This is a genomic window from Aeromicrobium sp., from assembly GCF_036676885.1.
Lineage (GTDB): Bacteria > Actinomycetota > Actinomycetes > Propionibacteriales > Nocardioidaceae > Aeromicrobium.
The window spans coordinates 1-10143 of the sequence record NZ_JAKFCB010000052.1 but is presented as its reverse complement, the minus strand read 5'-3'; the positions used below and the strand labels follow the sequence as shown (position 1 = coordinate 10143).

The window sequence follows — 10143 nt, the reverse complement described above, 5'->3', positions numbered from 1 at the left end:
GGCTGATCACCTCGAACACCACCTCCGGCGGCGCGTCGATGTGGATCTCGCGCTCGATGCTGGCGTACTCCATACGTCCTCCTGACATAGCAACCATCGGTTGCGCCTGAGGCTAGCAGCATGACGACCACCACGCAACCATGAGTTGCACTTAGGTCGGACGCCATCTCGATCGAGATGCGCAGTGATCTCGGAGCTTGCTGGGCCATACTGCTGGGTATGAGCGCACGCCTGATCACCGTCGTGATCGCCTGCCTCGCACTGGCGTCCTGCGGCGATGACTCATCACCCGCCGACGACGCGAGCCCGACCGCGACCAGGACGACCACCACGGCGACACCGGACGAGGAGACGACCCCGGCGGCGAAGCCCGGCACCGAGATCGTCGTCGCGGACAGTGAGTTCGGTCCGATGCTGTTCGACAAGCGCAAGCAGGCGATCTACCTGTTCGATGTCGAGAAGACCGACGAGCCGAAGTGCTACGACGACTGCGCGGAGGCCTGGCCCCCGGTGCTCACCGACGGTGAACCGGTGGCCGGAACCGGCGTCAAGGCGTCACTGCTCGGCACCACCGAACGCTCGGACGGCAAGACCCAGGTGACGTACGGCGGTCACCCGCTCTACTACTACGCGCACGAGGGACCCGGCGAGGTGGAGTGCCACGACGTGTTCCTGAACGGCGGCAACTGGTACGTCGTGCAGCCGAACGGGAAGCGCGCCTGAGAGCCGTACGCGAGCTCAGTCGTCGATGAGGTCGATGGCACCTTCTGGGCACGAGTCGGCAGCATTGCGCGCGTCGTCGGCCCGATCGGCCGGTACGTCGATCACCTGGCCGCGCGGCGTCACGTAGCCATCCTCGTCGTAGGTCAGCAGGCCCTCCGCGAGCGAGTAGCAGCGGCCGTGGCCCCGGCAGATGTTGACGTCGACCGTCAGCTTCATGACGTCACCTCCCACGTCAGCGGCAGGTTGAGCAGCGTCATCATGGCGCCGCCACCGCGCTCCATCAGCGGCTCCTCGCTCGTGACCTCGAAGTCGGGGATGACCTTCAGCCACTCCTCGACGGCGACCTGCATGACCCGGCGTGCGAGGTGCGCTCCGAGGCAGCGGTGTGGTCCGCCGGCGAAGCCGAGGTGGTTGTTGGCCTTGCGGTCGACGATGAACTCGTCCGGGCTCTCGTACACTCGCGGATCGCGGTTGGCACCAGACACCAGTCCGTAGACCATGTCGCCCTTGCTCAGCGGGCAGCCGTGGAAGTCCGTGTCCTGTGCCACCTTGCGGCCGTCGCCGAAGATGATCGTGTACATCCGCAGGGACTCCTCGACGGCGGTCGGGATCAGCTCCGGCTCGGCGATCAGCCGGCGCCGGTCGTCGGGGTTCTCGGCGAGGTGTCGGAACAGGTAGCCCAGCTGCCCACGAGTCGTGTCCAGCCCGGCCAGCACCAGCACCGTCAGGATGTCGAGGATCAACGCGTCGCCCAGCGGCTCGTCGTCGACCGTCGAGTTGACCAGGAGCGAGACGAAGTCGTCCTCGCGCGGCTCCGGGTCGTGGCGGCGATCCTCGAGGACGTCCTCCCAGTACCCGCGGATGCCGCCGAGCGCGGCGCCCATCGCCGTCTGCTGCTCCAGGTCGCCGCCGAAGCCGGCGAAGAAGTCCTCGACCCACGGCACGAACAGGTCAGCATCGGAGTTGGGCACCCCGATGATCGTCAGGAAGATCTCAGTGGGCAGCCGCATCGCGAAGTCGCTGACGAAGTCGCACTCCCCCTTGGGCGCCAGGTCCGCGACGAGGCGCCGGCCAATCTCGTGCGCCTGCGGCGTGATCCGGTTGACGGCGTTGGGGGCGAACCAACGACTGATCAGCTGCCGGTACTTGGCGTGATCCGGCGGGTCGATCTGGGTGGGCACGAACCGGTAGACCGGATCGGGATCCCACGGGGTGATGGACTCGCTCGAGAAGATCTCCGGGTGCTGGTACATCTCGCGGACCTCGTCGTACCGCGTGAAGACCCAGTAGCCCTGCGCGTGGGAGTTGAAGAACGCCGGGCTGGTCTCCCTCAGCTCATTGGCCTTCTCCCAATGGGCTCCTGCCTCGAGCGGTGCTGAGGCGTCCAGGTGGATGACGGGACATCCCGAGGGCACTCGCTGGGAGATCTCGGTCTGCTCTTCAGCCGGACTGGTCATCGGGGTCTCGCTTCCTCGATTTCGCCGCGCGATGCGTGGCCATGAGCGGTGAACCTGAATTCGGTTCGGTTTGTGTGGACAGCACTGTAACCCGGCTCACACCCGCCCGCAATAGCCCTCGAGGAAATGAGTTTTCGCAGGTGAAAGGCGAAAAACTGTCAGGAAACCGGTTGAGCGATCAGGCGGAGCACACGCTCCTCGCTGACCCCGAGGGCGACGCTGACGCGCTCGATCCCCCACTCGTCGACCAGCTCGACCAGCGAGTCTCGCCGCAACGCCATGACCATCTGACTCATCAGTTGCAAGGACTCGTGCACCGTTCCCAGGGCGTCGAGCCGCTCCCTCGGGGGTAGGTCACGGAGCCAGGACTCAAGCCGGGTCCTGAGCGCTTCCATGTGATCGATGAGCCGGTGGTCAGTCATAGGCGCCTCGTCAGATGTGGGAGTGACTTCATGTCTGCTTTCGAGTCAACCACAACGGATCCTGCCCGCATCAGGTGGCCGCGATAGCGTCGGGTCGTGACGCCTTCAGGTTCCGATGCGGCTGAGTGGGACGCCCGGTATGCCGAGCGTGACACCGTCTGGAGCGGTGCGCCGAACGCACAGCTCGTCACCGAGGTTGCCTCGCTGACGCCTGGAACGGCACTCGACGTCGGCTGCGGCGAGGGCGCTGACGCGGTCTGGCTCGCGCAGCGCGGCTGGGACGTGACGGCGGTCGACATCTCCGAGGTCGCCCTGGAGCGCGCGCGTGCCCACGCCGCGGCGGCGGGCGTCGAGATCTCCTTCGAGCACGCCGATCTCGTCGCCGCTCCCCCAGCACCCGGCTCGTACGACCTCGTGTCGGCGCAGTTCTTCCACCTCCCGGATCCGCCCCGCGCCCAGGCATACCTGGGTCTCGGCGCGGCCGTGTCCCCGGGCGGGCACCTGCTTGTCGTCGGTCACTACCCGTCGGACCACATGGGCAAGGACCATCCCGAACGGCTCTTCACGACTGACGAGGTCCTCGCGCTCTTCCAGGACGGGTGGCAGGTGGCCGTGGCCGAGGTCCGCCAACGCACCGCGATGCATCACGGGAAGCTCAGCGACCTGGTCGACGGCGTCGTGCTGCTGAAGCGTGCCGGTTAGGCTTGACGCACGACCTGAAGGAGTGATCCCGATGAGTGCCCGCGATCGCAAGAGGCACGAATATCGGTTGCGCCTCGAGGCCGAAGCGGCTGCGTCGGACGAGGACGATCAGGACGAGGACGAGGCGCGGGAGAAGCGCCTCGCCAACCAGGCACAGTGGGTCGAGCTCCAGATCCAGCAGGCGATGCGCCGAGGCGAGTTCGACAATCTTCCCGGTGCCGGCAAGCCGATCCCGGACCTCGACGCGCCCCACGACCCCGACTGGTGGCTCAAGCGGCTCATCGAGCGTGAGCACATCACCGGTGTGCTCCCACCGGCACTGGCGCTCCGCACCGAGGACGCACGCATGGACGAGACCCTTGACCACGAGACGACCCCCGAAGGCGTACGTCTAGTGGTCGAGGACTTCAACGCCCGCGTCATCGAGGCCCGCCGGCAGCTCCAGGGCGGCCCGCCGGTCATCACTCCCCTGCGGGATGTCGACCGCGAGATCAGCGCGTGGCAGCAACGCGCTGCGGCGCGGGTGGCGCGACAGAAGGCCGTGATGGAGCAGATCAGGCGCGACGAAGGCAGATCGGCGCCCCCGCCGTGGTGGCGCCGGTTGCCCGAGCGCATCCGCCCGCGGTTTCGTCGCCTCATCTGACCCCGTCGGTGGCGGCGGGCACACTTGGCTCATGGTCTCGGCGTCGCAGGTCTCCCTCACGCGCGAGCTGCGCCTGCCGGCCCCGATCAACGTCGCATTGACGCTGAGCATGCTGCGCAAGGGCAAGGGAGACCCGACGACACGGCACGACGGCAACCACCTGTGGCGCACGAGCCGGATGCCCAGCGGCCCGGTCACGTACGTCCTGCGGCAGCTCGAGCCGGCCCTGGTCCGAGCAGAGGCGTGGGGTGCCGGCGCCGGGGAGCTGATCGACGGACTGCCCGGGCTGGTCGGCGCTGAGGACGATCTGTCCGGGTTCGAACCGGGCCACCCGATCCTGGCCGATGCGTTTCGCCGGCATGCCGGGCTAAGGATTCCGCGGACGGGTCGCATCCTCGAAGCCTTGATCGCCGCGGTGATCGAGCAGCGAGTGGTCGGGCTCGATGCCTTCGCGGCCTGGCGCCGGCTGCTCGTGCGATTCGGCGAACCCGCGCCCGGTCCGGCCCCCGCCGGGATGCGGGTGTTCCCGACCGCCGAGCAGTGGGCCGCCATCCCGTCGTGGCACTGGCACCGTGCTGGTGTCGATCCGCAGCGCGCCCGCACCGCGCAGGCCTGTGCCCGCGTCGGTCACCAGGTCGAACGCCTGGCGACGACACACGCGGGTGACCACGCCGCGGTCTATCGCGGCCTCCGGAGCATCCCCGGCGTCGGCGTGTGGACCGCCGCCGAGGTCGGTGGCCGAGCACTCGGAGACGCCGACGCCGTCCCGTTCGGCGACTATCACGTCGGCAAGGACGTGGGCGCGGCGCTGGTGGGGCGCCCGCTCGACGACGCTGATCTGGCCGAGACCCTGGAGCCGTGGCGTCCCCATCGCCTCCGCGTCATCCAGCTGGTCCGACTCAGCCCGCTGGCGACCCCCGAACGCCGCGGCCCCCGGATGCCGCGGGTGGACCACCGGCGCATCTGACCTCGGCGGAATGAATGCACGCCGCAACGGGTTGCAACGGGTCATGACGACTGTGCAGTCCCTGACCCGAAAGCAGATCGACGGCGGCATCCGCAACGCACTCGCCGCGATCTATCTGGCGGCGTACGGCGACCCGAGCCTGCCCGAGAGCCAGCTCGACGCCGACAACTTCGCCAGCTCGACGATCCGGCGGCACGCGCGACGCGCCGGCTTCCGGATGGTCGTGGCGACGACCGACGGCCAGGTTTCCGGTTATGCGTACGGGTTCACCGGCAAGCGCGGTCAGTTCTGGAGTGACTGGCTCTCCGGCACGGCACCTGCGCACATCGTCGAGACCTGGGTCGGTGACCACTTCGAGCTGGTCGACATCGTGGTCGATCCGGCACACCGGGGCCAGGGCATCGCGGGCCTCCTGCACGATCATCTCGTCGAGGGCCTGCCCCAGGAACGGGCCCTGCTCGCCACGACACCCGACGACGGAGCGGCGGCCCGCCTCTACGGAGGCCGCGGTTGGCAGATCCTCGTACCCGAGATCGACGGCGCGAAGGCGCTGTACGGCCTCGACCTTGCCGTCCGGGCGGCTTGACCGTCCGCACCCGCACCTACAGTGATGCGGTGCCCCTGACGACGCGTGTCCCTGCGTGGCTCCGGGTGGCGGCCGCGTTGTTCGCTGTCGGCTGGGGTGCCAACCAGTTCGCCGCGATGCTGCTGGTCTATCGCGAGGAGGATGGCGCCTCGAGCGAGGCCGTGACGGCGTTGTTCGGCGCGTACGCGCTCGGCCTCATCCCCGCGCTGCTGATCGTCGCCCCGATCTCGGACCGCATCGGCCGCCGGAGGGTCATGCGGCCGGTGCTGGTGCTCTCGTTCGTCGCGACGGTGATCCTGCTGGTCGGCGGCGACAACCTGGCCGTCCTCCTCCTCGGTCGCCTGGTCGCAGGCATCGCCTCGGGTGCGGCGTTCGCGCCCGGCAGCGCCTGGGTCAAGGAGCTGTCGAGCGACGGCCCGCCCGGCACGGGCGCCCGCCGCGCAACGCTCGCCCTCTCCGCGGGCTTCGGCTCCGGGCCACTGGTCGCCGGTGTCTTCGGCGAATGGCTGCCCGATCCGACCGTGCTGCCGTACGTGCCCCACCTCGTGCTGATGTTGGGCGTCATCGCGATCGCGTGGCACGCCCCTGACCCGTATGTGCCGGGGGTCAAGGACGAACCCCGCCGCCGCTCCGAGGTGTGGCAGGCGATGCGCTCCCGCCCGTTCCTGCTCGGCGTCACCCTGACGGCACCGTGGGTGTTCGGCGCGGCGGCGACGAGCTTCGCGACGGTTCCGACGTTCGTCGACATCGGGGTCGCTCCAGTCGCCGTCACGGGGGCGCTGACCGGCCTCACGTTGTGGACCGGCGTCGTGGTGCAACCGTTGGGCAAGCGGCTCCACGATCCCCGGCTCATCATCGGGTCCGGGCTCGCCGCTGCAGCTGCGGGCCTGCTCACGGGATTGCTGCTCGCCGCATCCGGCGCCGCCTGGCTCGTCCTGCCCGCGGCGATCCTGCTCGGAGCGGCATACGGGCTGATCCTGGTCGGCGGCCTCACGACGGTCGAGAGCCTGGCCCACCCGGACGACCTCGGCACGCTCAACGCGGTGTTCTACAGCCTCACCTACATCGGATTCGCCGCCCCCTTGCTCAGCACCTTGGCGCTCAACGTGATCTCGCCCGAGCAGCTCATGCTGGTGGGCGTGCTGATGATCGCGCTCACGGCGCCGCTCGTGCTGCTGTCGCGGCGCCGGGTCAGCGTCCGCGTCTGAGCCGGCTCACGCCGCGATGACGTCCTCCCGTGTCGTGTCAGGTGGCAGAGACGATGGCGTCGGCGACCTCGGCGGGACGACTCAGGGCGTTGAGGTGCCCACCGGGCACCTGGAAAGCCTCGATGCCCAGCCGCTCGCGTGCGACGCGCTGCTGGAAGCTGAACGGGAAGAACCGGTCATCCTGCGCCGCCAGCACCGTCGTCGGGACGTCAGGCCAGGCCTCGAGACCCCAGGGCGCGGCGAACACGGCATCGGACTCATCGCGCTCCTCACCGAGGTCGGCGAGCACGTCCGCCGGCACGTCGTGCAGGAAGTAGGTCTCGAGGTCGAAGTTCGCGTCGGGGTCGCGTCCTGCGCGGATGTCGTTGTCGCGCATCGCCTCGGACGAGCCGGTTGCCGCCCACCACTCGCCGGCAGTCTCACCCGGCAACGGGATCATCGCGTTGAGCAGGACGAGCCTCGACACGGGGAGCCGGTCCGCCGCCCACGACGCACTGAAGCCGCCGAGGGACTGGGCGACCAGCACGACGTCATCCAGTCCGGTGGCGGCGTCGACGATGGCATCGACGTAATCAGGCAGACCCTTGTCGGGGTCGTCGGCCGGGAGGTCGACGGCGATGCTGGCGCGCCCCCGCACGTCGAGCTCTCGGCGTACGCGATCCCAGTAGGACGCCATGCCGCCCGCGCCCGGGACAAGGACATATGTCGGCTCGATCACGCCGTCACCTCCAAGGTTCGCTGCGCTCACTCATGAGCCGATCGTAGGTCCTTCGCCGGACGCTAGGGGGTCGCCAGCGCCTCCGTCGGTGACAGGCGGGACGCCCGGATCGCCGGATAGAGGCCGGCCAGGCTCCCGATGCCGAGCGTCGCGACGATGCCTCCGGCCACGGCCCACGCCGGGACGACCGTCGGCCAGCCCTGGTACGCCGCGTAGCCCGCCGTCACGATCGAACCCATCACCGCTCCCCCGACGCCGCCGAGCGTCGACAACAGCAACGACTCCGCCAGGAACTGCGTGCGTACCTGACCGCGCGTCGCGCCCAGGGATCGACGGAGGCCGATCTCCGCACGTCGTTCCAGAACCGAGATCACCATCGTGTTGGCGACACCGACTCCACCGACGAGCAGCGCAACGGCTCCGAGCCCCAGCAGCAGGCCGGTGAACGCCTCGCCCGCGGCCTTCTGCGCCGCGAGTGCGTCGGAGGGACGGGACACCTCGACCTCGTTCGGCTGCGCGGGGTTGGCCGTGGCACCCAGCACGGACTGCACCTGATCGACCTTCGCCGGGTTCGACCGGGTGTAGACCGTCGTCGGATGACCGTCGAAGTCCAGCAGCGACTCGGCGACGGGCCAACCGACAAGTGCTGCGGTGTCGAGCTCCGGCGCGAGGGGAGCCGACTTGAGGATGCCAACGACGGTGAACCACTCACCCCCGACCAGAACCTTGGTGTCGGGTCCGGCATGGCTGATGCCGAGCCGGTCTGCCGCCTTCGAGCCCAGGACGACTGCGGGGTAGCGACTGGTCGCAGCATTGAGCCACGTGCCGCTCCGGAGCTCGACGCCGATGGCCGATCGCAAGCTGGTCCGTGCAGCGAACACGCTGATGCCACTGGTCTCCGCCACGGGGATCTTGTCGGTCCGGTAGACGTTCGTGTCGCTGACCTCGCCGACCGCCGACACGGACTCGATGGGGCCGATCCGGGCGACCATCGACTCGGCCTCGTCGGGAAGCTTGGCCTCGTCGCCACCGAACGTCTGCCCCGGCGTGACCGTCAGGAGGTTCGTGCCGAGCGCGTCGAGCTTGCGGTCGAGCTCGGCCTGCGACGACGACGAGATCCCGACGACGGAGACCATCGCGGCGATGCCGATCGCGATGCCGAGTGACGACAGGAATGCGCGCAACGGCCGCGTACGGAGGCCGACTGCGCCCACCTTGAGGACGTCCCGCGGCCACATCCGTGCAGGCGTCAGGACAGTCGTGGTCATGCCGTCACCTGCGCACGCGGTCGCGCCGAGTCCTCGACGATCCTGCCGTCGAGCATGCGCACCTGACGCGGGAGCGAATCGGCGATCGCGTGGTCGTGCGTGATGATCACGACCGTCGTGCCCTCCGCGTTGAGCTCGCGCAGCAGGTCCATGACCCCAGCGCCGGAAACCGAGTCGAGCGCACCGGTCGGCTCGTCCGCCAGCACCAGTGCCGGCTCACCCGCGACCGCCCGCGCAATCGCGACGCGCTGCTTCTCCCCGCCGGACAGCTCGTGCGGCTCGTGGCGCAGTCGCGGGCCGAGACCCACGCGCTCCAGAGCTGCCGTCGCCCGTTTCCGCCTCTGTGACTGGCGCAACCCGGTGTAGAGCAACCCGTCGGCGACGTTGTCGAGCGCCGACGTGCCGCCGGCGAGATGGAACTGCTGGAACACGAAGCCGATGCGGCCGGCTCGCAGCGCGGAGAGGTTGGCATCGCTGAGCTCCGCCACGTCGTGACCGTCGATCCGCACCCGCCCGGCCGTCGGGCGGTCGAGCGTACCGACGACGTGGAGCATCGTGGACTTGCCGGAGCCGGACGGCCCGACGATCGCCGCGAGCTCGCCGCGCCGGATGTGCAGCGACACTCCCGCGAGCGCCGCCACCCCGCCCGGGTAGATCTTCGTGACGTCCTCGAGCGCGATCACTTCGGCATCCCGACGACCGTGCCGCGCGAGATCCCCTCGCCGGACACCTCGACCTTGCCGTCCGCGAACAGCCCGGTCTCCACCGGCACGTACGACGCCGTGCCACCCTCGACGACCTCGAGGCCGAAGCCGCCCTCCTGCAGGGCCAGCAAAGCCGCGACGGGAACCGTCAGCACGTCCTTGCGCTGGTCGACCGTGAACGTCACGTTGACCGAGGCCAGCGCGAACGGCGCCGCCAGCTTCTGCGCCTTCTTGCCCGGTATGTCGACGGTCACCTCGACCTTGGTCTCATCCTCCGCGTTGGGATCCTCGGCGGGCTTTACCACCGTCGTGACGTCGGAGATCACACCCTTGACCGTCTCGCCGTTGGGCAGCTCGACGGTGACCTCGCCACCCTTCTTGGCGAGCCGCTGGTCCTCGGTGTCGATCTCGACCGTCACGGCCTTGGACGTACCGGTGAACGACAGGACGGCCTGGCCCGGTGCGGTGGCAGACCCCTCCTCCGCGGAGACCGAGTCAACGCGGATCTTGCCGGGTGCGAACACGACGCTGCCGAGCGCGACCACGCCGGTCTCCTCGAGCCCCCGGTCCTCCTGCCAACGCTCGACCGCCGCGGCGGTGTTGGCGGTGAAGTCCTCGTCGACGTCGAACCCCACATAGCCCAGGGCCGCGAGGTTGGCCTCGAACTGCTCGACATCATCGCCCTCGACGCCGTCCTTGAGCTCGCGGTACGCCGGCAGTGAGCCGTACATCAGCGTGACCGGTA

At 69.3% G+C, this 10143-nt stretch carries 13 protein-coding genes; 6 read left to right on the top strand and 7 right to left on the bottom strand.

The annotated features are described in order from the left end of the window. The first annotated feature begins 219 nt into the window (after window positions 1-219). Window positions 220-723: a COG4315 family predicted lipoprotein gene (locus V6M46_RS02925; protein WP_332662269.1), complete on the top strand. Its 504-nt coding sequence runs from the start codon at window positions 220-222 to the stop codon at window positions 721-723. Between the two features lie 15 nt (window positions 724-738). Here the strand turns inward: V6M46_RS02925 and V6M46_RS02920 are convergent, their stop codons facing one another. From V6M46_RS02920 to V6M46_RS02910, 3 genes are all read right to left on the bottom strand, one after another. Next, window positions 739-939 (bottom strand): ferredoxin, encoded by a 201-nt coding sequence (locus V6M46_RS02920; RefSeq protein ID WP_332662268.1) that lies wholly within the window; start codon window positions 937-939, stop codon window positions 739-741. Next, window positions 936-2180, bottom strand: coding sequence for a cytochrome P450 (locus V6M46_RS02915; protein WP_332662267.1), 1245 nt, complete (start codon window positions 2178-2180; stop codon window positions 936-938). Before V6M46_RS02915 ends, V6M46_RS02920 begins: the two co-directional genes overlap by 4 nt. 158 nt (window positions 2181-2338) lie before the next feature. After that, window positions 2339-2476, bottom strand: coding sequence for a hypothetical protein (locus V6M46_RS02910; protein ID WP_332662266.1), 138 nt, complete (start codon window positions 2474-2476; stop codon window positions 2339-2341). A 222-nt stretch (window positions 2477-2698) separates the two neighbouring features. Here V6M46_RS02910 and V6M46_RS02905 point away from each other — a divergent pair, with 222 nt between their 5' ends. Genes V6M46_RS02905 through V6M46_RS02885 form a run of 5 tightly spaced genes read left to right on the top strand, consistent with a single transcriptional unit; the run spans window position 2699 to window position 6708 of the window. Beyond that, window positions 2699-3304, top strand: coding sequence for a class I SAM-dependent methyltransferase (locus V6M46_RS02905; protein ID WP_332662265.1), 606 nt, complete (start codon window positions 2699-2701; stop codon window positions 3302-3304). Window positions 3305-3335: 31 nt separating this feature from the next. Beyond that, complete coding sequence (locus V6M46_RS02900; protein WP_332662264.1) at window positions 3336-3947, top strand: J-domain-containing protein; 612 nt, start codon at window positions 3336-3338, stop codon at window positions 3945-3947. A gap of 31 nt (window positions 3948-3978) precedes the next feature. Further along, window positions 3979-4914 (top strand): DNA-3-methyladenine glycosylase family protein, encoded by a 936-nt coding sequence (locus V6M46_RS02895; RefSeq protein ID WP_332662263.1) that lies wholly within the window; start codon window positions 3979-3981, stop codon window positions 4912-4914. A gap of 43 nt (window positions 4915-4957) precedes the next feature. Continuing rightward, window positions 4958-5500, top strand: a complete 543-nt coding sequence (locus V6M46_RS02890; protein WP_332662262.1) for a GNAT family N-acetyltransferase — start codon at window positions 4958-4960, stop codon at window positions 5498-5500. Window positions 5501-5529: 29 nt separating this feature from the next. Beyond that, the gene (locus V6M46_RS02885) at window positions 5530-6708 is read left to right on the top strand and encodes an MFS transporter (protein ID WP_332662261.1); all 1179 of its coding nucleotides are present in this window, start codon (window positions 5530-5532) and stop codon (window positions 6706-6708) included. Between the two features lie 37 nt (window positions 6709-6745). Here V6M46_RS02885 and V6M46_RS02880 read toward each other — a convergent pair whose 3' ends face one another. The 4 genes from V6M46_RS02880 to V6M46_RS02865 all read right to left on the bottom strand — a co-directional run. Beyond that, window positions 6746-7426 (bottom strand): alpha/beta fold hydrolase, encoded by a 681-nt coding sequence (locus V6M46_RS02880; protein ID WP_332662260.1) that lies wholly within the window; start codon window positions 7424-7426, stop codon window positions 6746-6748. Between the two features lie 62 nt (window positions 7427-7488). Then, window positions 7489-8694 carry an ABC transporter permease gene (locus V6M46_RS02875; RefSeq protein WP_332662259.1) on the bottom strand — a complete coding sequence of 402 codons (1206 nt, stop codon included), beginning with the start codon at window positions 8692-8694 and terminating at the stop codon, window positions 7489-7491. Continuing rightward, window positions 8691-9377: an ABC transporter ATP-binding protein gene (locus V6M46_RS02870; RefSeq protein WP_332662258.1), complete on the bottom strand. Its 687-nt coding sequence runs from the start codon at window positions 9375-9377 to the stop codon at window positions 8691-8693. Before V6M46_RS02870 ends, V6M46_RS02875 begins: the two co-directional genes overlap by 4 nt. Next, window positions 9374-10143: peptidoglycan-binding protein (locus V6M46_RS02865; RefSeq protein WP_332662257.1), on the bottom strand; the 770-nt coding region annotated here is incomplete at its 5' end. The genes V6M46_RS02865 and V6M46_RS02870, both read right to left, overlap by 4 nt.